At 74.3% G+C, this 20,738-nt stretch carries 18 protein-coding genes and 3 pseudogenes; 3 read left to right on the forward strand and 18 right to left on the reverse strand.

Annotation, left to right across the window (positions count from 1 at the left end; all coding sequences use genetic code 11):
- Positions 1 to 75 precede the first annotated feature (75 nt).
- Positions 76 to 876: a helix-turn-helix transcriptional regulator gene (locus ACXET9_RS14150; protein ID WP_457887328.1), complete on the reverse strand. Its 801-nt coding sequence runs from the start codon at positions 874 to 876 to the stop codon at positions 76 to 78.
- Between the two features lie 107 nt (positions 877 to 983).
- Between ACXET9_RS14150 and ACXET9_RS14155 the strand changes: the two genes are divergently transcribed.
- Together ACXET9_RS14155 and ACXET9_RS14160 are read left to right on the forward strand one after the other, a co-directional pair.
- Positions 984 to 2,045, forward strand: coding sequence for a tellurite resistance/C4-dicarboxylate transporter family protein (locus ACXET9_RS14155; protein ID WP_457887329.1), 1,062 nt, complete (start codon positions 984 to 986; stop codon positions 2,043 to 2,045).
- A gap of 113 nt (positions 2,046 to 2,158) precedes the next feature.
- Positions 2,159 to 2,638, forward strand: coding sequence for a PTS sugar transporter subunit IIA (locus tag ACXET9_RS14160; protein ID WP_457887330.1), 480 nt, complete (start codon positions 2,159 to 2,161; stop codon positions 2,636 to 2,638).
- Here ACXET9_RS14160 and ACXET9_RS14165 read toward each other — a convergent pair.
- On the reverse strand, positions 2,625 to 3,419 hold the full coding sequence (locus ACXET9_RS14165) for an alpha/beta fold hydrolase (RefSeq protein WP_457887331.1): 795 nt from the start codon (positions 3,417 to 3,419) through the stop codon (positions 2,625 to 2,627). The genes ACXET9_RS14160 and ACXET9_RS14165 overlap by 14 nt on opposite strands.
- 18 nt (positions 3,420 to 3,437) lie before the next feature.
- Here ACXET9_RS14165 and ACXET9_RS14170 point away from each other — a divergent pair, with 18 nt between their 5' ends.
- Positions 3,438 to 4,730: a condensation domain-containing protein gene (locus ACXET9_RS14170; protein WP_457887332.1), complete on the forward strand. Its 1,293-nt coding sequence runs from the start codon at positions 3,438 to 3,440 to the stop codon at positions 4,728 to 4,730.
- On the opposite strand, the gene ACXET9_RS14175 is transcribed toward ACXET9_RS14170, so the two are convergent.
- The 16 genes and pseudogenes from ACXET9_RS14175 to ACXET9_RS14250 form a co-directional block, all read right to left on the reverse strand.
- Positions 4,709 to 6,142 carry a hypothetical protein gene (locus tag ACXET9_RS14175; protein ID WP_457887333.1) on the reverse strand — a complete coding sequence of 478 codons (1,434 nt, stop codon included), beginning with the start codon at positions 6,140 to 6,142 and terminating at the stop codon, positions 4,709 to 4,711. The two genes, ACXET9_RS14170 and ACXET9_RS14175, sit on opposite strands and share 22 nt — an antisense overlap.
- Before the next feature lie 181 nt (positions 6,143 to 6,323).
- Complete coding sequence (locus ACXET9_RS14180) at positions 6,324 to 7,331, reverse strand: transglycosylase family protein (protein ID WP_457887334.1); 1,008 nt, start codon at positions 7,329 to 7,331, stop codon at positions 6,324 to 6,326.
- A 234-nt stretch (positions 7,332 to 7,565) separates the two neighbouring features.
- Positions 7,566 to 8,465, reverse strand: coding sequence for a macrolide 2'-phosphotransferase (locus tag ACXET9_RS14185; protein ID WP_457887335.1), 900 nt, complete (start codon positions 8,463 to 8,465; stop codon positions 7,566 to 7,568).
- A gap of 224 nt (positions 8,466 to 8,689) precedes the next feature.
- Positions 8,690 to 9,389, reverse strand: a pseudogene (locus tag ACXET9_RS14190) (N-acetylmannosamine-6-phosphate 2-epimerase).
- A 168-nt stretch (positions 9,390 to 9,557) separates the two neighbouring features.
- Positions 9,558 to 10,001: pseudogene (locus tag ACXET9_RS14195) on the reverse strand (ROK family protein); the annotation flags it as partial.
- Positions 10,002 to 10,136: 135 nt separating this feature from the next.
- On the reverse strand, positions 10,137 to 10,934 hold the full coding sequence (locus tag ACXET9_RS14200) for a dihydrodipicolinate synthase family protein (protein ID WP_457887336.1): 798 nt from the start codon (positions 10,932 to 10,934) through the stop codon (positions 10,137 to 10,139).
- Positions 10,935 to 10,960: 26 nt separating this feature from the next.
- Positions 10,961 to 11,647: pseudogene (locus ACXET9_RS14205) on the reverse strand (ATP-binding cassette domain-containing protein); the annotation flags it as partial.
- Between the two features lie 82 nt (positions 11,648 to 11,729).
- Positions 11,730 to 12,782, reverse strand: coding sequence for a TerC/Alx family metal homeostasis membrane protein (locus ACXET9_RS14210; RefSeq protein WP_457887337.1), 1,053 nt, complete (start codon positions 12,780 to 12,782; stop codon positions 11,730 to 11,732).
- Between the two features lie 263 nt (positions 12,783 to 13,045).
- On the reverse strand, positions 13,046 to 14,176 hold the full coding sequence (locus tag ACXET9_RS14215) for a baeRF2 domain-containing protein (protein WP_457887338.1): 1,131 nt from the start codon (positions 14,174 to 14,176) through the stop codon (positions 13,046 to 13,048).
- A 133-nt stretch (positions 14,177 to 14,309) separates the two neighbouring features.
- Positions 14,310 to 15,116 (reverse strand): ABC transporter ATP-binding protein, encoded by an 807-nt coding sequence (locus ACXET9_RS14220; RefSeq protein ID WP_457887339.1) that lies wholly within the window; start codon positions 15,114 to 15,116, stop codon positions 14,310 to 14,312.
- A complete protein-coding gene (locus tag ACXET9_RS14225) occupies positions 15,113 to 16,231 on the reverse strand; it encodes a FecCD family ABC transporter permease (protein WP_457887340.1) in 1,119 nt (372 codons plus the stop codon). Before ACXET9_RS14225 ends, ACXET9_RS14220 begins: the two co-directional genes overlap by 4 nt.
- Positions 16,228 to 17,310, reverse strand: coding sequence for a FecCD family ABC transporter permease (locus ACXET9_RS14230; protein ID WP_457887341.1), 1,083 nt, complete (start codon positions 17,308 to 17,310; stop codon positions 16,228 to 16,230). The genes ACXET9_RS14225 and ACXET9_RS14230 overlap by 4 nt, the downstream gene beginning before the upstream one ends.
- Positions 17,307 to 18,368, reverse strand: coding sequence for an ABC transporter substrate-binding protein (locus ACXET9_RS14235; RefSeq protein ID WP_457887342.1), 1,062 nt, complete (start codon positions 18,366 to 18,368; stop codon positions 17,307 to 17,309). Before ACXET9_RS14235 ends, ACXET9_RS14230 begins: the two co-directional genes overlap by 4 nt.
- A 269-nt stretch (positions 18,369 to 18,637) precedes the next feature.
- Entirely contained in the window at positions 18,638 to 19,483 is an 846-nt protein-coding gene (locus ACXET9_RS14240; protein WP_457887343.1) for an AraC family transcriptional regulator, read from the reverse strand.
- Positions 19,480 to 20,154, reverse strand: coding sequence for a mismatch-specific DNA-glycosylase (locus tag ACXET9_RS14245; protein WP_457887344.1), 675 nt, complete (start codon positions 20,152 to 20,154; stop codon positions 19,480 to 19,482). Before ACXET9_RS14245 ends, ACXET9_RS14240 begins: the two co-directional genes overlap by 4 nt.
- 10 nt (positions 20,155 to 20,164) lie before the next feature.
- A complete protein-coding gene (locus ACXET9_RS14250; protein ID WP_457887345.1) occupies positions 20,165 to 20,692 on the reverse strand; it encodes a hypothetical protein in 528 nt (175 codons plus the stop codon).
- Positions 20,693 to 20,738: the final 46 nt, after the last annotated feature.

Consider the following 20,738-nt stretch of genomic DNA (forward strand, 5'->3'; position numbering starts at 1 on the left):
GAGGCGGCGATGGGGGATTGTCCGATCCTGCGCAGCAGCATCCGGCCTGCTCATCGGGTCGGCGAAGGCGGAGGGTCAGCGGGACAGGGAGGGCAGCGCGGACAGCACGGGCACCGCCTGCTCCGGCGGCAGGGCCCCGAAGCGCAGGACCACCTCCGCGGGCTCGTCAGCCGCTCCACCCGCCGGCGGTGCGGCGAGCGGCACCGGATGGACGGCGACGACGGGGTCGTCGGGCGCCAGCAGATCCCGGGCGTCGGCGTGCGCGGGGACCGCGAATCCCAGCAGGAACGGCGCCCCCGGGCAGAGGGGCAGGGCGACCTCCTCGACGCCGCGGACCAGGACGCCCGCGGCCGGGAGGCCGAACGCCGCGGGCTGCGGGTACCAGCCGATCCACACCGAGGCATCGCCCCGGCGGCCGACGGACGGCGGGAGCTCGAGGCGCACTCTCACCCGGGCCTCGTCGGAGGGCAGCAGGCGGAAGGGGCGCGGCGGACGGTCGGCGATCTTGTCGGCCAGGCGCCGCAGCGCACCGGGCGGGATGCCGACGGTGCTGCGGAAGCGCCGCGAGAAGCTCGACAGCGAGTCGAAGCCGACGGCCGTCGCCACGTCGATGACCGGCATGTCCTCCTCGAGCAGCAGGCGCTCGGCGGCATCGATCCGCAGGGCGGTGAGGTGCTGGCCGGGGCTGATGCCCCGCCGTGCGCGGAACAGCCGTGCGAAGTGGAAGGGGCTGTAGCCGGCGGCCGCCGCGAGATCCGCGACCTCGAGGCCGACGGGCCGCTCGCGCGCGAGGCGCAGCATCCCGTCCCAGGACCCGGCAGGGCCCTCGGGATCGCGGCGGACCCGGGCCGGCCCGGGCGGCGTGATCGCGCTCACCCGGTCGAGTGTAGGGAGGGGGTCCGTCGGACGCCACCGCCCAGCGCTCGCACCCGACCTGCGCCGGCCTCCCGCGCCGGCCTCCCGCGCCGGTCCACAATGGGCGGGTGCCCGCTCCCACCCTCGCCCGCCGCATCGACGATGCGATCGCCGACCTCCCGCCCGGATCCTTCGCGCTCGTGATGGCGACCGGGATCGTCGGCATCGGCGTGCGGGAGGCCGGGATCCCGGTGCTCTGGCGGATCCTGCTGGTGATCGCGCTGGTCGCCTACGCGGTCCTGCTGGTGCTCTCCGCGCTGCGGCTCGTGCGGCATCCGGAACGGGTGCGGGCGGACCTGCGCAGCCCCGCGGTCGCCTTCTCCTCCTTCACGCTCGTCGCGGGCACCGACGTGCTAGCCGTCGGCCTGCTGGGGACGACCTGGCATCGGACGGCGCTCGCGCTGCTCGTCGTCGGCGCCGCCGTGTGGTTCGTCCTCGGGTACGTGCTGCCCTGGCAGGTGCTGATGATGCGCGACGGCCGGCCGATCCTCGCACGCGCCAACGGCACCTGGTTCATCTGGTCCGTGGCCTCGCAATCCCTCGCCGTCGGCCTCGCCGCGGCGCAGCCGCTGATCCCGGGCTGGTCCTCGCTCGTCGGGATCCTCGCCGTCCTCTCCTGGTCGGTGGGGACCCTGCTGTACGTCGGCATCGCCCTCCTCGTGATCCTCCGGATCGTGCACTTCGGCATCACGCCCGAGGAGTTCGAACCGCCGTACTGGGTGGCGATGGGGGCGCTCGCGATCGCCGTCGTCGCCGGCGCGGGCGTGTACGCGATGGACTCGACGCCGATGGTCGACGCGGCGCGGGCCCTCATCGGCGGGACCGTCGTGATCTTCTGGTGCTTCGCCGCCTGGCTGATCCCGATGCTCGTCGGCGCCGGATTCTGGCGGCACGCGATCCGCCGGGTGCCGCTGCGGTACACGCCCGCGCTGTGGTCCATGGTGTTCCCGCTGGGGATGTTCTCCGTGGCCTCGATGCGGCTCGGCTCCGTCGAGCACCTGCCCGTCATCGAGAGCGTCGGCACCGCGTTCCTCGGGATCGCGATCCTCGCCTGGCTGCTCGTCGGGGCCGGGCTCGTCGTGACCCTCGTGCGGGGGGTTCGGGGCGTGCCGGAGAGAGGAACGTCCTGAGGGCCACGCGCGGCAATCGCGCGACCCGGAGGGCCCGCATCTCCCACAGTGGACCCGATCGCACTGCCGATGCAGCCCCACGGACCCGGGTGGACGCCCGGGAAGGAGATGTCATGTTCGGACTCGCCAAGAAGAAGCCCGCCCTTCCGGTCCTCTCGCCCGTCGCCGGGACCCTGCTCCCGCTCGCGGACGTCCCCGACGAGGTCTTCTCGCGCGGCCAGGTCGGCCCCGGCTTCGCCGTGGAACCGGCCGACGGGACGATCCTCGCGCCCATCGGCGGGACCGTCGTGCTGATCCCCGAGGCCTCCCGCCACACCGTCGCCGTGCGCTCCGACGACGACGTCGAGGTGCTCGTGCATGTCGGCCTCGGCACCGTCGCGCTCGCCGGTGAGGGCTTCGCCGCCCGCGTCGAGGTCGGCGACCGGGTCGAGGCCGGTCAGGTGCTCCTCGAGGTCGACCTCGAGGCGATCCGCGCGCGCGTGCCCTCGCTCGTGACCCCCGTCGTCGTGACCAACGCCGCCGGCGCCGAGATCGAGGGCCCGCGGCTCGACGCGGGCCCCGGCGAGGCCGTCCTCGAGATCAGCCCCCGCTGACCGCGGGGCGACCCGCGACGTCGTCGCGCAGCCGCTTCGGCCAGGCGGCGACCTGCTCCGGACGCTCGGCGATCTCCGCACGGGCGTCGGGGAGCAGCGTGGCGAGCGCACGGGCGGTCGAGACCGGGTGCCCGGAGTCCCCGGTCCAGGCCAGGATCGTCACCGGCAGGCGGAGAGCGGCGATCCGCTCCGGCGCCGGGAGGTCGCTCCGCGCCGCCCCTCGATAGGCCGAGGGCAGGAGCGTCGGCGAGATGTCCGGATCGATGTCCGGGGTGCCGACGGTCGCCGGCGGGCGCGGCGCCCGCCGGTCCTCCGCCAGGAGACGCTCCAGCCCGTGGCGCTCCACCAGGTCGGCGCGACGCAGGTAGGCGTCGGCCTGCGCGCGGCGGCCCTCCCATGCCGTCGGCGGGAGCAGGAGCGTGAGCCCGCTGAAGCGCTCGGGCTCCCGCACCGCGGCATGCAGCAGCGTCGCGCAGCCCATCGACGGCCCGACGCCGTGCACCTGCTCGCCGGGGAATCGATCCTCGAGCAGCCGGAGCAGATCCGAGGCGAGGGCCTCCCAGGTGAAGTCCGCGGGCACCGGACGACCCGTCGAGCGTCCATGGCCGCGGGCGTCGTAGCGCAGCAGGCGGGTCCCGGAGAGGCCGCGCCCCAGATCGAGGTCGAGGACGCGATCCGACGCGCGGCTCGAGGTCAGGCCGTGGAGCTGGACCACCGGGCGCCCGCCCTCGTCGCTGAGCTCGGTGTCGAGCACCGCGCCGGGCACGGCGAAGCTGGTCATGCGCGCTAGGGTACCGCCATGCGCCTGACGCACGTCTCCCATCTGCGCCTGCCCTTCGGCCCCCTGCTCAGCTACGAGACCGCGGCGGTCCCCACCGGCCGCGAGCTGCCTCTCTCCTTCGATCAGCGGCGCCACGCCGAGATCGGCGACCGCGCCGGCAGCTGGATGGCGCTCAGCCTGCGCCTGCCCGCGCCCCTCGACCCCGAGCGGCTCGCCCGCGCCTGGTCAGCGGTGATCGCCCGCCACGGGACGCTCCGCACCGTGCTCTCCCCGGGGACCGACGGCGTGCGGCTCGAGGAGGCCGAGATCGCCGACGGACGCTGGACCGAGCACGAGGTCGGCGCCGGCGAGGCCATGGAGGACGCGCTGCAGCGGCTCCTCGACGCCTCCTGCCGACCCTTCTCGCGCCCGTCCCACCGGCTGTGCCTGATCGGCTCTGCTACGGAGCCGACGGCGGTGATCGGCTCCGACCACGCGCACCTGGACATGTGGTCCCTGTTGGTGATCGCCCGCGACCTGCTCGCCGAGCTCGACGGGACCGCGGCGGAGCTGCCGCCCGCCCCGCCCGCCTTCGCCCAGCACACCCGCGCCCTCGCAGAGCGGGAGCCCGCGCCCGAGGAGGTGCGCCGCCGCTGGCGGGAGATCCTGGCGGCGGGCGGCGACGCGATGCCGCGCTTCCCGTTCCCCCTCGGCGGGGACGGGATGCGACCCGAGCGGGTCGAGGTGCGGGACGTCCTGGACGTCGCCGGCACCGAGGCCTACACCGCCCGCGCCCGCGCGGAGGGCGTCTCGCCCCTCGCCCTGACGATCTCCCTGATGACGCGCGTCGTCCGCGACCTGGCCGACGCGCCGCTGCGCGTCGTCTTCCCCGTGCACAGCCGCTACGACCCGATGTGGCACGACAGCGTCGGCTGGTTCATCACCAACTCGGTGCTCGAAGCGGACGACCCGTCGCCGCGCGCGGCCGCCGCGGCCGTGAAGGAGGCCATCGCCCTGGGATCCTGGCCCCTCGCGGACGTCCTCGAGCCCTGGGGCGGCATGCCCGAGACGCCCGGGATGTTCGCGCTGTCCTGGCTGGACCTGCGACGACTCCCCGTGCAGATCGACGACATCGGACTGCGGGCCCGGTTCGTCAGCGCCGCGATCCCGACCGACGGCGTCATGCTGTGGTTCGTGCTCGACGGCGCCGGCGTGCACCTGCGCTGCCGCTACCCGGACACGACGGAGGCCCGCGACGGCGCGGGCCGCTGGCTCGACGCGCTCGTGCTCGGCATGCGGGACGCCGCCGCTCAGGACACCCGCAGCCGGTGATCGCCGTCGGCGGCCGGGATCGTCACCCGGGCGCCGTCGCGCACGAGCTCCGCGCGCTCGCCGTCGACCCGCAGCTCGATGTCGAGCTCCTCGGGGATCCACAGCTCGCTGGGGGCCTCGCCCGCACGGCCGGTCCAGGCGGCCTTCCAGCTGCCGCCTGCCGAGACGCCGCTGCGCAGGTCCCGGCCGGCGATCGCCACCGGTCGCGGACGACGCAGCCGCTCGGCCGCCTCCGAGGTCGCGAAGCCCTCCTCCCAGCGCCAGTAGAACCAGCTCCAGGCGGAGCGGTCGAAGAGGTCCAGCTGCTCGTCGGCCCGGGCGGCCACGCCCTCGCGCTCGCCGAAGGCGCCCCAGGCGCCGACGACGACGGGCACGCCGAGCCGCTCGCCGGTCTCGGCGGCGCGCTCGAAGGCGGTCACCGAGCGCCGATCCTCGACGGCGTCGTGCTGATCCGTCTCCCAGGGGCCGAGGACGAGGTCCTGGCCGTGCGGGGAGTAGGCCCAGGAGTCGTCGGGCAGCGGGATGATCTCGGCCGGGACGCCGATGCTCGACATCCGCGAATGCTCGCGCAGGATCAGGCCCGCGGGATCGTGCTCCCGGATCCGCGGCACCGCATCGGCGTAGAGATCGTGGACGGGGCCCCGCTCGAAGGGTGCCAGGGCCGGCGCGAGATCGTCGCCGAGACGGCGGTGGACGGCCGGATCCTGGAGGCGGTCGAGCTGCGCGGGCCGACGGTCCGGGTCGGCGAAGGCCTCGCCGACCTCATCCGGGTGCTGCCGGGTGATGTCCGCGAAGGAGCCCTGCAGCAGCGACAGCAGCTGCTCCCGGACGGAGCCGGGGGCCGGATCGTGGAGGATGTCGTAGCCGACGACGGCCGGATGGTCGCCGAAGCGGGCCGCGATCTCGCCCCACATGGCCGCGAAGCGGGTGCGGATACCGGTGCCGTCATCGCCCGGGGCGTCGGCCCAGAAGGCGTCCCAGGACTCCTGGACGGCCGCGGAGGAGAGGCCCGGGCCGTCCTGCGGGCCGGGTGCCGCATAGGTCTCGCGGGTCAGGGTCGCCCAGTCGGGGGCGCCCGCGCCGAAGCGCTGGGAGTAGAGGTCCTGATGCCCGGTGAGCACGACCGCCAGGCCGGCGGTGTGCAGGCGGTCCAGCTGCTCGCGGATCCCGCCGAGATGCTCCTCGTCGTAGCGGCCGGGGACGGGCTCGACCGCCGCCCACACCACGCCCAGCCGGACGGCGTCCAGACCGATCGCGGCCAGGCGCGCGAGATCCTCGTCGGACCAGTCCCCCCGGAAGGCGGCGGCGTCGCGGCCGCCCGGTCTGCCCGCGGCCACCAGGGAGATGCCGTGCAGGACGCGCTGCCTGCCCTGCTCATCGACCAGGATCGGTCCCTCGGTGCTCAGCCTCATCGCTGCTCCTGCCCTCGTCGGCTGGCGCGACCGCCGGACGGGCCGCGCCGTGACCGCAACGTAGCAGGCGGGAGCCCCGAAAGAGCGGAAAACCGCCGAACGGCCGGCCGACGGATCGGCCGACCGCCCGGCGGCGGTGCGGCGGCTGGGGACAGCCGCGGCGGGAAGAGGGCGAGGCGGCTCAGTAGAGGTTGAGGAACGCCTGCAGCACCTTGGTGCTCTGCGCGTCGAGCTCGTCGGCGCCGTTCTGCGGAGCACCCACCTCGTGCTGGATGCCCGCGATGGTCTCCGGGCCGACGATGCCGTCCTGCTCGGCGCCGACCCAGGCCTGGATCGCGAGGATCGTGGCCTCGTCGAGCTCGCCGGTCTGGTCGATGTCGAGCCAGTCCTGCAGCGCGGAGATGGTCTTCGGGCCCGCGATGCCGTCGACATCGAGGGTCCCGGCGACGGCCATGCCGGCCGCGCTCGAGGAGGTGCTCGAGGAGCCGGTGGACGACGAGCTGGAGGACGAGCTCGACGAGGACTCGTCGGAGCTGCTCGAGGAGGAGGACGAGGTCTCTTTCTCGATGGTGAAGCCGTTCTCGTCGCAGTTGTCGGCGATGCCGTCGCCGTCGCAGCTCCAGTCGCCCTGGGGCTCGGAGCGCGACTCCGAGCGGGAGGAGCTGCTCGAGGACGAGCTCGAGGACGACGAGCTCGAGGAGGACGAGGAGGACTCGGACGACGACGAGTCGCTGCTCGAGCTCGACGAGGAGCTGTCGCTCGAGGACGACGAGCCGCTGGAGCTGTCGGCGGAGGCCGAGGTGTCGGCGCCGCCGCTGAGGGCCGAGCCGCAGTTGGGCCAGGCGCCCGCGCCCTGGCCGGCGAGGACCTTCTCGGCGATGGCGATCTGCTGCGACTTGGTGGCGAGGTCGGCGCGCGAGGCGTACTGGGTGCCGCCGTAGGCCTCCCAGGTGGACTGCGAGAACTGCAGGCCGCCGTAGTAGCCGTTGCCGGTGTTGATCGACCAGTCGCCCCCGGACTCGCAGGCGGCGACGGCGTCCCAGCCGTCGGCGGCCTGGGCGGAGGTGGTGGTCAGAGCCATCATCCCGGAGGCGACCATCGCGCCGCCGGCCAGCAGCAGGGCGGAGCGGCGGACGGCGGAGGTCATGGGCGCGGTGCGGACGCTGCTCGAGTGGTTCAGAGGCGACATGGAAGCGCTCCTTCGTTCGTTCGTGGGACCCGGAGATCGGATCCGCGGGACGTGCGACGGCCACGCTAGGACCGTGCCCCGGGGGCACCTCAAGCCGAAAGGGCAGACCTTGACCGAGGCTTGAACTCCCGTGCTCCGTAGGTCACAAAACGGTCACGTACCTGCGAATGCCCTGGATATGGGCATGATGCGCTCTGGACGACGGCGGGATGAATCGCGAGGGGAGGGGCGTGCTCACGTCTCGGCGGGCGGATTCAGCGCCGCCGCGGCCGCCTCCCGATGCGCGGGGTCGCCCGTCTCCAGGGCATAGAGCCCGTACTCGAGCGGACTCGCCGAGAACAGCGCCCGGCAGCGGTCGACGATTCGGTCCCCCGGCTCGCCGCCGAGCTCCCGATAGTGCTCGAGGAGCGCGGTGAAGCTCTCCTCCGGGGCGCTCGCGCAGTGGAACTGGAGGTCCCGAGCCGGATCGCCGACGGCCGCCGTCGTCCAGTCGATCACCGCCGTGATGCGGCCGCCCTCGACGAGGGTGTGGGCGGGGTAGACCTCACCATGCGTCGGCACCGCGAGCTCCGGCCACAGTCCATCGTCGGCGAGCCATGCCTCCCAGCTCTCCCGCAGGGCAGGGGAGATCTCGAAGGCGGAGGCGACCCGCTCGAGGTCCGAGCGTCGTCGCTCCCGCTCCTCGGCGGCGCCGCGGCGGGGGATCCCCGTCGCGGCGGCCATGTCGGCATCCAGGGCGTGCAGCTGCGCGAGTACCTCCGCGAGCGAGCGCGCGTACTCCGCGGAGGCCATGTCCACCCGCCAGGAGACTCCGCCATCGGCGCCGACGGTCAGGCCCGGCTCCCCGGGGAGCAGCGGATAGGCGATCAGACGATCGCTGCGGATGCGCCAGTCCGGCACTGCGACGTCCAGACGGGGACCGATGAAAGCCAGCAGACGCGCCTCGACCTCCGCCCGTTCGGAGGCGTCGGGGCGGCGCGGGATCCGCAGCACCCAGTCCCGGCCGTCCGCGTCGCGGGCGAAGGCGATCCGGAAGTCCAGTCCCATCTCCTCGAAGCGCAGCGATGAGGGCTCCAGATGCAATCCGTGCTCGGCGGCGAGGTCCAGCGGGGTCGGCGGCATCGACGTGTCCATGGGCCCACCATCCCAGACGGCCCTTCGGTCTCGCCACCTGTTTTCGCCCCGTGCGATCGGGCCGCTGCTCCTGCTCGTCATGGCTCACCCCGTCTCCATCACCGTCTCCGCCACGAGGCCGAGGCCGATCATGATCGCCCCCGAGGCCAGGGCGATCGCGCGCGCCGCCGTGAGACGACGGCCGTGATGATGCGCTGAGGGCGGCCCTCACGCCGCTGCGGCTCTCACGCCCCGGCGACGGCCTCGCGGAACCAGCCGGTGATGCATCGTCGGATGCGTGATCGGGGTGCCGACGACGACCGCGAAGGCGCCGGCGGCGCGGGCGGCCGCGGCCTGCGCGGGGGAGTGCACGCGGCCCTCGGCGACCAGGACGGAGCTCGTGGGCAGGCGCCCCGAGAGCTCGCCGAGGAGCGCCAGGTCCGGGCCGACGGTCCGCTCGCGCGCGTCCGTGTAGCCGGCGAGGGTCGTGCCGATGATCTCGATGCCGAGGTCGGCGGCGGCGAGGGCGGACTCGAGGCTGTCGCAGTCGGCCATGATCGGCACCTCGGAGCGCGCACGGATCCCCGCGACGGTCTCGGCGAGGGTGAGCCCGTCGGGCCGCGGACGCAGCGTGCCGTCGAGGGCGAGGACGTCGGCCCCGGCGTCGATCACCGCGAGCGCATGCTCGAGGGCGGGCGTTATGAACACGCCCTCCTCGCCGTCCTTCCAGATGCCGATGACGGGCACGTCGACCGCGTCCCGCACCTGCCGGATGTCGCCGAGGCCCTGTGCTCGGACCGCCGAGGCACCGCCGGCCTGGACCGCGGCGGCGACCTGCGCCATGGTGCGGGGATCGCGCATCGGCTCGCCGGGATAGGCCTGGCAGGAGACGATCAGCGTGCCCTCGAGGGCGTCGAGGACACGGGTCGCGGCGATCGCGCCCATGGTCTCGCGGGCCATGCCCTCCGCGAGGGCCTCCCGCCACAGCGGAGAGGCGCCGACGACGCCGCCGGCCAGGGCGATGACGTCGACGTCCAGCACATTCAGCAGCGAGCCGAGCACGCGGCCCGTCGCGAGGCCCGCGGTGCGGCAGGCGGTCCGGGCCAGGCCCTCGAGATGGCCGCCGCGACCGCAGGGGCAGGGGATGCCCACGGCCTCGGGAACGCTCACGTGGCCGATGTGCCCGGAGGCCCCGCGCGCGCCCGTCAGCGGGATCCCGTCGACGACGTGCGCTCCGCCGATGCCGGTGCCGACGGCGACCAGCAGCAGCGAGGAGTGCTCGCGGCCGAGGCCGAAGCGGGCCTCGCCGAGGCCGTGCGCGTGCACGTCGTTCAGCGCGCGGGCCGGCAGGCCCAGGCGCTCGGTGAACGCCGCTGTCAGCTCCGTGCCGGCCCAGCCGGGGAGCGAGGCGGTCGCATGGGTGATGCGTCCGCGCGCGGCGTCGACGACGCCCGCGGTGGAGAGGCCGACGGCGACGGGGCGCGCAGCACCGCCGACGCCGCCCTGCGCACCCTCATCCGCGAGCTCCTCGGCGAGGGCGAGGGCGCTCGCCACCACCGCCCGCGCCCCGGAGGACGCGGGGTCGGGACGGTGCGCTCGGCGACGATCTCGGGGACCGTCGCCGAGCCCGCAGGGACCGCCGCGAGGGCGCCCGCGATCTTCGTCCCCCCGATGTCGAGGGCGAGGACGAGCTCAGGCACCGGCGGAGCCCAGCAGCTTGGCGGCCTCGAGGATCCCGCGGACGCGGTCCACGGCCTCCCCCTTGATCGGGGTCATCGGCACCGACATGGCGTTGGAGGAGAACACGCCGAGCTCGCGCAGCGCCGTCTTGAAGGCGCCGACGCCGGCCGCTGGACCGACCTTGCCCGTCGGCGCGAAGACGATCTCGAACAGCGCAGCCAGGCGGTCCTGCTCGCGGCGCACCGTCGCCCAGTCCTCGGCGACGGCCGCGGCATGCATGCGCACGTAGCCGGCGGGGTCCACGTTGCCCAGGCCCGGCACGGAGCCGTCGGCGCCCGCGAGATAGGCGACGTCGTCGCCGCTGGAGTCCTTCACGCCCGCGAGGGCGCCCTCGGCGGCGAGCTCCATGATCTGGCCGAGGCCCAGCTTCAGGTGCACGCACACGGGGATGCCGTACGCCCGCACCGGCACCGAGGAGGCGGCGGCGATCGCCCGGAAGTGGGCCATGAGCTCGTCGGGCCCGGTGATCGCGTAGAAGGGCGCGGTCGCGACGATCCCGTCGACGTCGTGCCGCTCGGCGGCGCGCAGATGGGTCAGGACGCGGTTGGTCTCCATGTCGATGACGCCCGCGAGGACGGGCACCTGGCCGGCGACCGCGCCGGTGACGGCCTCGAGCACCTGGTCGCGCAGCGCGTCGTCGTGGAAGGCGACCTCGCCGGAGGAGCCGAGGGCGAAGATCCCGTCGACGCCGGTGACGGGGCGAGGCGCGGACGGAGCGGCGGGCCGGGAAGCGTTCTGGGGGGCAGACATGGGGGAGTCCTTCGGATCGGGGGTCGCAGCAGCGTGGGCGCGGCCGCGAGGAGGGAACGGGTGTAGGGGTCGTCGGCGCCGGCGAAGACCTGCTCGGCGCTCGCGTGCTCGACGGACCTCCCGCGGTTCATGACGAGGATGTCGTCGGAGACGAAGCGGACGGTCGAGATGTCGTGCGAGATGAACACCAGGCCCAGGCCGAGCTCGGCCTCGAGGTCCATCAGCAGGTTCAGGACCTGGGCGCGGACGGACACGTCGAGCGCGCTCGTCGGCTCGTCGGCGACGATCACGTCGGGCTGCAGCGCGAGGGCGCGGGCGATCGCCACGTGCTGGCGCTGGCCGCCGGAGATCTGCCGGGGCAGCACGTCCAGGGCGGAGGTCGGCAGGCCCACCCGGTGCACCAGATCGGTGACCGTCGCCAGGCGCTGCTCCTCGGTGCCGATGCCGTGGACCCGCAGCGGATCCATGAGGGCCTCGCGGACGACCAGGCGCGGGTTCAGCGCCGTCGCCGGGTCCTGGAAGACGACGGAGACGGTGCGGCCGAGGGTCCGGCGCGCCGCCCGCGAGCGGCCCCGGGGAGCGCCCTGGAACAGGACCCGCCCGCCGGTCACCGGCTGCAGGCCCGTCATCACCCGGGCGAGGGTCGACTTGCCGGAGCCGGACTCGCCGACGATGCCGAGCACCTGCCCGCGCGAGACCGACACGGAGACGCCGCCGCCTACGCCGACGCCGTCCGCGCCCACTACGCGCCGCTCGAGCGCGCGCTCGAGGCCGCCCAGCGCTGACGGCGGGGCGTCAGCCGCGCTCGCGGCCGGTCGCCTGCTCCACGGTCTGCTGCTCCGCGGCCGCCCGCTCGTCAGCCTTCTGCTCGAGGGCCGACGCCGCCTTCGCCCGGCCCTTCGGACTCAGCAGCGAGGCGACCACGGTGACCGCGAGGACCGCGACGATCACGATCAGCGAGACCCCCGTGCTCACCTCGATCACGGACACCGGCTCGCCGCCGTTGATGAAGGGCACGCTGTTCTCGTGCAGGGCGTGGAGGATCAGCTTCACGCCGATGAAGCCGAGGATCGCGGCGAGGCCGTAGGACAGGTAGACGAGGCGGTCGAGCAGGCCGTCGAGCAGGAAGTACAGCTGCCGCAGGCCCAGCAGCGAGAACACGGTCGCCGTGAACACGATGTAGGTGTTCTGCGTGAGGCCGAAGATCGCGGGGATGGAGTCCAGCGCGAACAGCACGTCGGTGCCGCCGATCGCGACCATCACCAGCAGCATCGGGGTCATGACCCGGCGCCCGTCGACCCGCGTGAACAGCCGATCGCCGTCGTACCGGTCGGTGGTGGGGAGGATCCGGCGGGCGATCCGGATGATGAGGTTGTCGGCCTCGTCCTTGTCGTCGTCGCCCTTGAGCAGGTTCCCGGCGGTCAGCAGCAGGAACAGGCCGAAGAGGTAGAAGGCCCAGGCGAAGTGCTCGAGGACGGTCGCGCCCACCAGGATCAGCGCCGTGCGGGCGACGATCGCGAAGGTGATGCCGAACAGCAGCACCTTCTGCTGGTCCTCGCGCGGCACCGCGAAGGACGTCATGATCACGAGGAAGACGAAGAGGTTGTCGACCGAGAGCGCCTTCTCGGTGATGTAGCCGGCGAAGTACTCGGTCCCCATGTCGACGCCGCCGAACAGCAGCACGAGGAGACCGAAGAGCAGGGCGATGCCGACGTAGACGACCGACCAGACGGTCGCCTCGCGCATCGACGGGATGTGCGCCTTGCGCACGTGGAAGACGTAGTCGAACGCCAGCAGGCCGGCGATGACGACGAGCGTCAGGATCCAGATCAGGGGAGTAACCGTCATGATTCTGCCTTCGGGGGTCGAGGAGACTGACCCGGGTCTCTCCGCCCGGCCGCTCCCGGGCCGGGCCCCTGCGCCCGGAGGACCGTCGGCGGTCCTCGTGGTGACGTGCGCAGGGCGGACGGATACTCCCCCGTTGTCGTCGGCAGTCTATGCCCGCGACCCTGGACGCCCGGTGGGCGTCCGCTGGGCGCCAGCAGGGACGGGATGCCCGTCGGGGCATCCCGTCCCTGCCGTTCGTGCTGGTCGAACCCGTCGCGCGGGGCTCAGGCGGTGACGGGGTCCTCGCGCCGGGAGTCCCCGCTCATCGAGCCGACGCGGTTCGACGGGGTCGCGCCGTCGCGCCAGCGCAGCAGCGCGCCGACGCCCTCGGGGAGCTCCGCGACCCCCGGTCGCAGGGCCGTGATCCCGGCGTCGGTCGCCAGGGCGAGGCGCAGCAGCTCCTCGATCCGAGCGGGCTCGCGATCGGTGACCAGCAGCAGCTCCTCGACCTGACCGCGTCCCAGGGCGGCGGCGGTCTCGTCGGCCCCGCCGACGGAGGCGCCGTCGCGCCGCTGGCTCTCGCGGAAGCGCTCGCCGAGCTCCCGCTCGCGGCGATCGACGAAGGCGTCGGTCTCCGCCGCGACCGTCGCGCGGAAGGACTCCGTCAGCGGCGCCGTGCCGCGGACCCCGCCGGAGACCTCCACGAGGCGATCGCGGGACTCCTGCCCGAGCGCCGCGCGGAGCAGGCCGACGGCGCGGACGTCGCCGCTGAGCAGCACCATCTCCGGGGACCGCTCGCGGACCACGCGGTCGACGGTCGCGGCGACCGCGTCGGCGTTGCGCTCCCAGGAGTCCTCGACGCGGGCCTCCGCGTTGCTGACCCGCCAGCCGTGGCGGCCGCCGCCGAGGGCGGCCTTGTGGAGCTCGTCGTGCCCGCCGTCGACGCGGGCGTCCGCGCCCAGGGCCTCGCCGCCGGACCCGGCGGAACCGGGGAGCGCCGGATCCTCCGGCGCCCGCAGGCGCAGATCCGCTCCCGCGCGATCGACGAGGACCAGCAGCTGAGGCACCGCATGCGTCGTCAGCCGCACCAGCGGCACCAGGCGCGCGTGCTCGCCGCGGACCGCGGACTCCTCCTGCGGGGGCACCGGCAGGACCCGGTCCACGAGGATCCCGTCGTCGGCGGCGATGATCGTGCGCCCGTGGCGGCCGCCGATGCCCGGGGGCGCGAGCACCGACTCCTCGATCTCGTCGAGCAGGGCGGCGGGGGCGCCGTCGGCCGCGAGGGCCGTGCGCAGCAGGGACCAGCGGGTCCCCAGGTCGGCGGCGGCCCGGGCATCCTCCCGGGTGGTGTCCAGATGGACGGTGGTGAGGGGACCGGGATGATCCAGGACGGGCTTGAGCCAGGGCAGCTTCACGGATTGACCTCCTGCGTGCTCGATGCGGGTCGATCGAGACCAGGACCGGCCTCGGTGCCGCGGGGTCGCCCCACCATGGCACGCCCGGCGGGGCGCCGCAAGGAGGTTCCCGGGGTCGTCGGGGCCGTCGGGATCAGGGCGCGGCGACCCGGTGCCGACCGATCGGGAGCACCAGCGGGAGCCCGCTGAGAGGGTCCGCGATGATGCGGCTGGTCAGCCCGAACACCTCCCGGACGGCCTCCTCGGTGAGCACCTCGGCGGGGGCGCCGGCGCTGTGGACGCCGCCGTCGGCGATCATGACGAGCTGGTCGCTGTAGCGGGCCGCGAGGTTCAGATCGTGCAGGACCATGACGACGGTGATGCCGCGGGACGCGTTGAGGTCGGCGAGCAGGTCGAGCACCTCGATCTGGTGGGCGACGTCGAGGAAGGTCGTCGGCTCGTCCAGGAGCAGCAGATCGGTGTCCTGCGCGAGCGCCATGGCGATCCACACCCGCTGCCGCTGCCCGCCGGAGAGCTCGTCCACGGGCCGGTCGGCGAGCTCCGCCGTGCGGGTCGCGTCGAGCGCGGCGGCCACGGCCTCGTCGTCGGCCGCGCCCCAGCGCCGCAGCAGGCCCTGATGCGGATGGCGCCCGCGGCCCACGAGATCGGCGACCGTGATGCCCTCGGGGGTGATCGGCGACTGAGGGAGGAGGCCGAGCAGGCGCGCGAGGCGCTTCGCGGGCATCCGATGGACCTGCTCCCCGTTCAGCAGGACGCGACCCTCCCGCGGGGTCAGCAGGCGCGAGAGCGAGCGCAGCAGCGTGGACTTCCCGCAGGCGTTCGCGCCGACGATCGCCGTGATCCGCCCCGGGACCAGCTCGAGGTCCAGGCCCCGGATCACGGAGCGGTCGTCGTAGCCGACGGTGAGGTCCTCGGCGACGAGGGTGTGGTCGACGGTCACAGGGAGCCTCCCCGGCGGTTCGTGCGGACGATGAGGAACAGCAGGTAGGGGGCGCCGAGCACGCCGGTCACCACGCCCACCGGATAGCGGGTCCCGGTCGCGTACTGGCCCAGGAGGTCGGCGGCGAGCACCAGCACGGCGCCGACGAGCCCGGCCGGGAGCAGCGGCGAGGAGCCCGGCCCGAGGAGCCGGCCGGCGATCGGCCCCGCGAGGAAGGCGACGAAGGCGATCGGGCCGCAGGCGGCGGTCGCGAAGGCAATCAGCGCGACCGCGCAGATCACCAGGACGCCGCGGGAGCGGTCGGTGCGCACGCCCAGCGCCTGCGCCGCATCGTCGCCGAGCTGCATGGCCCGGAGGTCCGCGGTGCGCGAGAGCAGGATCGGGGCGAGCACGAGGAGCGCGAGAGCGACCGGGATCGTCTGCTGCCAGGAGGAGTTGTTCAGGCTGCCCGTGAGCCAGCGCATCGCCTCCTGCAGATCCCACTGGCCCGCGCCCCGCAGCACCCAGTCGATCATGCTCTGCAGCATCGCCGAGATGCCGATGCCCACGAGGATCAGCCGCGTGGACGCGGCGGCCCCGCGGCGCGACAGCAGGAAGATCACGCCTGCGACCGCGAGGCCCGCGATGATCGCGATCAGCGACACCGCCGTGCCCGACAGGCCCAGGACCACGATGGCGAAGGCCGCCGCCGCGCTCGCCCCCGAGGAGATGCCGATGATGTCGGGGCTCGCGAGCGGATTGCGCAGCATGGACTGGAAGGTCGCCCCGCCGATCCCGAAGCAGAGCCCCGCGAGGACCCCGAGGGTCGCGCGCCGCAGCCGCAGCCGGCCCACGGTGAAGCTCGCCCCGGGCACGTCCTGCCCGGCGATCACGGCGATCACCTCGGCCGGGGTGTAGACGGTCCGGCCCACCAGCAGCGAGACGCTCCACAGGACGACGACGGCGAGGACCAGCACCGCGACGACCAGCGCCGTGCGCCGTCGGCGATGCCGACGGCCGGAGGCGACGGAGCGCAGGGTCGCGGGCCGCGCAGAGGCGGCCGCAGTCTCCGCGGCGCGGGACCGCGCGGCGGCGGACGGCGCGCGCTCCGCGGGAGGGGCGGTCGCGGCGCTCACAGCGAGCTCAGCTTCCGTCGGCGCACGATGGCGATGAAGACGGGGGCCCCGATCAGGGCGGTGATGATGCCGACGTCGAGCTCCGACGGACGGGCGACGACGCGGCCGACGACGTCCGCCGCGATCAGCAGCGCCGCCCCCGTCACGGCAGAGAAGGGCAGCAGCCAGCGATGGTCCGAGCCCACCAGGATCCGGCAGGCATGGGGCACGACGAGGCCGACGAAGCCGATCGGACCCGTGACCGCGGTCGACGCCCCGCACAGGACGACCGCCCCCAGCGCGGCCACTGCGCGCGTGACCGCCACCCGCTCGCCCAGCCCCGCGGCGGCCTCGTCGCCGAGCGCGAGCGTGTTCAGCCCGCGAGCGCTCAGCAGGCACAGGAGCGTGCCGACGGCGAGGAACGGGCCGATCTGCGCGATCGCCGCGTAGGTGCCGCCGCCGACGCCGCCGATCTGCCAGGAGCGCACGCTGTCGCCGATGTCCGAGCGCGGCAGCACGATCGCCGCGATGAACGAGGTCAGCGCCGCCGAGGCGGCAGCGCCCGCGAGGGCGAGCTTCAGGGGCGTCGCCCCGCCCTGGCCGAGGGAGCCCAGCCCGTACACCAGCACGGCGGTCGCCGCGGCGCCCGCGATCGCCGTCCACACGTAGGACGTCGAGACCGTGAGCCCGAAGGAGGCGATGCCGATGACCACGGCCAGCGAGGCTCCCGTGCTGATCCCGAGGATGCCGGGATCGGCGAGCGGGTTCCGCGTGACGCCCTGCATCACCGCGCCGGAGATCCCCAGCGCCGCGCCCGTGACCGCCGCGAGCAGCGTGCGCGGGATGCGCTTGGCGACGGCGGCCGGGCCGAAGCCCTCGGTCGAGCCCCCGAGGGCCGCGAGCACGTCCTGCGCCGTGATCTGCCGGGATCCGACGACGATCGACAGCAGCAGGAGCGCGAGCAGCACCAGCACGCACGCCAGCAGGCTCAGCGCGCGGCCCCGGGATGACCGTCGCAGCGCGGCGACGGTCCTCCCGGGGGCCGCCGGCGCGTCGGCGGGAGCGGCGGGAGCGGCGGGGGCAGCGGGAGCGGAGGTCACGCGGAGGCGCTCGCGGCGCCGTCGAGGAGGTCGAGGTAGTCCTCGAGGATGTACGGGATCGCCAGCGGCGTGGGATTCGCGGCGGTGCCGATGGGGCCGTCGGAGGGCAGGGCGACGATCGCGCCGTCGATCACGGCGGGCATCTGCGAGAGCAGCGGGTCGGCCTCGAGGGCGGCGATGAGGGCCTCGTCGCCGTAGGTCACGATGATCTCGACGTCGGAGAAGGCGTCGGCCTGCTCGGCGCTGACCGTCGCCGAGAACTCCTCGGTGTCCGCGGACGCGGCGACGACGCTCGGGGCGATGCTCATGCCGAGGTCCTCGAAGAACTGCGTGCGGGTGTCGTGCGCCGTGTAGAAGCTGACCTGCGAGAGGTCGGTCGTGTCCACGTGCGTCAGGAACATGACGTTCTTCCCCGCGATCGCGGGATGCGCGGCGGCGGCCTCGGCGATCTGCGCCTCGAGGTCGACGATCAGCGCCGCGCCCTCGTCGGCGCGGTCCATGCCCGCGGCGTTCGCGGTGATCATGTCCCGCCAGGAGGTGCCCCAGGCGGTCTCCGGGAAGGGGATCGTCGGGGCGATCTCGGTGAGGGTGTCGTAGTCCTCCTGCGTGAGGCCCGAATAGGCGGCGAGGATGACCTGGGGGGAGGTGTCGGCGACGCCCTCGAAGTCGATGCCGTCGGATTCGTCGAACAGCACGGGCACGTCGGCGCCCAGCTCCTCGAGCCGGTCGGCGACCCAGGGCAGCAGGCCGTCGCCGTCGTCGTCGCCGAAGTTCGCGGCCGCCATGCCCTGCGGCACGACGCCGAGGGCGAGGGGGACCTCATGGTTGGCCCACGCCACGGTCGTGATCCGCTCCGGGTTCGCGGGGATCTCGGTGGTGCCGAAGGCGTGCTCGACGGTCGTCGCGCCCGAGGAGCCGCTGCCGGTGCCGCCGTCGGAGGCGCCCGCGCCGCTCGAGGAGGAGGACGCGCCGTCGGAGCTGGAGCAGGCCGCGAGGACGGCGGCGAGCGCGGCGGCGGAGGCGGAGCCGGCGAAGGTGCGGCGGGAGAAGCGGGGCATGTCGGCCTTTCGGGACGGCCGGCGCGCTCGCGCCGGACGCAGGGCGGCACGACGGTCGCGTGCCGGGGGTCGGGGTGCGATCCCGGCGTCCGCGACGGAGGGCCCGGGGGCCGGCGTCGGAGGGCGGGGCCCGACGGTCGACGTGCTGCCACCGTGCCGCTCCGATGCGTGCCTAAGGATTGCCTCACCAAAATAGGCAACCGAAGGATTGTGCGCAATCGCGCGATCTGGACAGTGCCTTGCGCGGAACGGACAGGGAGGTGGTGTGGTCAGCGGGTGCTGGAGCGGCGGAACTGCCCCGGGGTGAGGCCCGTGACGCGGCGGAACGCGGTCGTGAAGGCGCTCGCCGAGCGGTAGCCGACGGCGTCGGCGACCTCGTCGATCGCCAGGCCCGAGCTCAGCAGCGTGACGGCGTGCTGCGCGCGGGCGGTCGCGACCCAGGCGCGGAAGGTCATCCCGGTCTCCGCCTCGAAGGCGCGGGTGAGGGTGCGGGGGCTCACGGCGAGGCGCGCCGCCCACTGCTCGAGGGAGGCGGCGTCGGCGGGATCCTCGCCGAGCGCGTCGACGATCGGGGCGAGCAGCGCGCTCTCGGGGACCGGGAGCAGCAGCGGGTGCGCGGAGGGCGCCATCACGTCCAGCACCATGTCCTCGGTGAGCGCGCGGGAGCGGGAGGGCAGGTCCTCGGTGATGAGCCGGTCCAGCAGCAGCCGCAGCAGGTCGGTGATGACGACGGCGACGGGGGAGTCCGCGAGCGGCGTCGTGCGGGCGGGGGAGAGCTGGGCGGAGCGCTGCCACGTGCCCGCCGGGGTGAAGCCGCTGTGCACGGTCCCCGCGGGGAGCCAGAGGCCGACGGCCGGCGCGATCGTCCACACCCGGGAGCCGGTGGTCGCGGTCGAGGCGCCGCGCTCGTTCCAGATCAGCTCATGCGTGGGATGGGCATGATCGGCCCAGTAGGTGTCCTCCGCGAGGACCTCCTGGCCGCCGAGGATCGTCGAGGGGATGTCCATGCTCCCCGCCGAGTAGGTCGGCAGCTCGCGGCGGACGGCGCCGCGGGCCGCGGCGACCTCCTCGGACCAGCGCGAGGCGGCGCGCCGCGGGGGACCGGGCGTGGTCACGGGGCGTCGGGGCCTGCGGACGCGGGGGGATCGGGGACGATGCCGGCGTCGGCCGCGACCTCGCGCCAGGTCGCGGCGAGGGTGTCGACGGTCGCATGGGCGTTCAGCCCCGAGGGCTGCGGGACGACCCACAGCACCGTGTCCTCCGGCCAGGGCGCGATCTCGCCGCGCTCCTGCCGCCCGAGACGGGCCTTCGGGCGCCCGAAGGCCGTGCGGAAGGCGGTGATGCCGACGATCGCGACGACCGCGGGCCGCAGCGCGGCGACCCGCGGCGGCAGCAGGGCGCCCGCCTCCCGCAGCTCCTCGCGGGAGAGCTCGTCGGCCCGCGCGGTCGCCCGCCCGATCAGGTTCGTGACCCCCAGCCCGCGGGCGTGGAGATCCGCCTCGTCGACCGGATCGAGGCCGCGGGAGGCGTCGACGCGGCGCGAGGTCAGGCCGGCGCGGTGGAGCGAGGGCCAGAAGCGGTTGCCCGGATGCGCGAAGGGCGCGTTCACCGCGGCGGTCCACAGACCCGGGTTGATCCCGACCATCAGCAGCCGCAGCGGCGGATCGCCGGGACCGGGCAGGACGTCGTCGATCGCATCGGGATCCGGGACGGCGAAGCGCTGCAGGTCGGCCCGGGTGGGCCGCTCCCCGCCGAGCGGGGAGGGACGACGCGGACCTGTGCTCATCTCCTCGCGCTCACCGGCCGGTGATCGGGTCCGGCTGGGTCGGATCCACGAGCTCGATGCCCGCGAGATCCCACTGGCCGTCGGTGCGCTCGACGTAGTAGCGCAGCGGCACCTCGACCCGCACGCCGTCGTCGCTGTAGGCCTCGGTGACGTAGAAGATCGCGTAGCCCGAGCGGTTGACGCGGTCGGTGACCTCGTAGTCGATGTCGGTGACACCGGAGGTCGCGGCCTCGAAGATGCTGCAGTCCGACAGCCCGGTCGCATCGCGGAAGTCCCGCGTCGTGGACTCCTGGAAGAGGTCGCAGTCGCCCTGGGACAGGGAGGAGTAGTAGTCGTCGAGGGTGTCCTGCGGGTTGCCGCGCATGAGGATCTGCCACAGCACGATCGCCGCGACGATCAGGACGATCAGCAGCCCCAGCAGGGCGACGCCCGCCACCACGATCCACTGCCACAGCGGCCGCTTCGGGCGCGCCGGCCCGTTCGCGGCGCCCCTCGGCGCTGGGCCCCGCCCCTGCGGCATGCTCTGTGCGTACGCCATGATCCCTCCCCCGGGATGGTCGATGACCTCGCAGTATTCCGCATCC

Source organism: Brachybacterium netajii (SeqCode) (genome assembly GCF_054114245.1).

Bases quoted from the DNA above. Each gene is read 5' to 3' on its own strand.
- ACXET9_RS14160 (WP_457887330.1), top strand. From the start codon at position 2,159: ATGTTCGGACTCGCCAAGAAGAAGCCCGCCCTTCCGGTCCTCTCGCCC.
- ACXET9_RS14165 (WP_457887331.1), bottom strand. From the start codon at position 3,419: ATGACCAGCTTCGCCGTGCCCGGCGCGGTGCTCGACACCGAGCTCAGC.
- ACXET9_RS14170 (WP_457887332.1), top strand. From the start codon at position 3,438: ATGCGCCTGACGCACGTCTCCCATCTGCGCCTGCCCTTCGGCCCCCTG.
- ACXET9_RS14175 (WP_457887333.1), bottom strand. From the start codon at position 6,142: ATGAGGCTGAGCACCGAGGGACCGATCCTGGTCGATGAGCAGGGCAGG.
- ACXET9_RS14180 (WP_457887334.1), bottom strand. From the start codon at position 7,331: ATGTCGCCTCTGAACCACTCGAGCAGCGTCCGCACCGCGCCCATGACC.
- ACXET9_RS14185 (WP_457887335.1), bottom strand. From the start codon at position 8,465: ATGGACACGTCGATGCCGCCGACCCCGCTGGACCTCGCCGCCGAGCAC.
- ACXET9_RS14200 (WP_457887336.1), bottom strand. From the start codon at position 10,934: ATGTCTGCCCCCCAGAACGCTTCCCGGCCCGCCGCTCCGTCCGCGCCT.
- ACXET9_RS14210 (WP_457887337.1), bottom strand. From the start codon at position 12,782: ATGACGGTTACTCCCCTGATCTGGATCCTGACGCTCGTCGTCATCGCC.
- ACXET9_RS14235 (WP_457887342.1), bottom strand. From the start codon at position 18,368: ATGCCCCGCTTCTCCCGCCGCACCTTCGCCGGCTCCGCCTCCGCCGCC.
- ACXET9_RS14245 (WP_457887344.1), bottom strand. From the start codon at position 20,154: ATGAGCACAGGTCCGCGTCGTCCCTCCCCGCTCGGCGGGGAGCGGCCC.
- ACXET9_RS14250 (WP_457887345.1), bottom strand. From the start codon at position 20,692: ATGGCGTACGCACAGAGCATGCCGCAGGGGCGGGGCCCAGCGCCGAGG.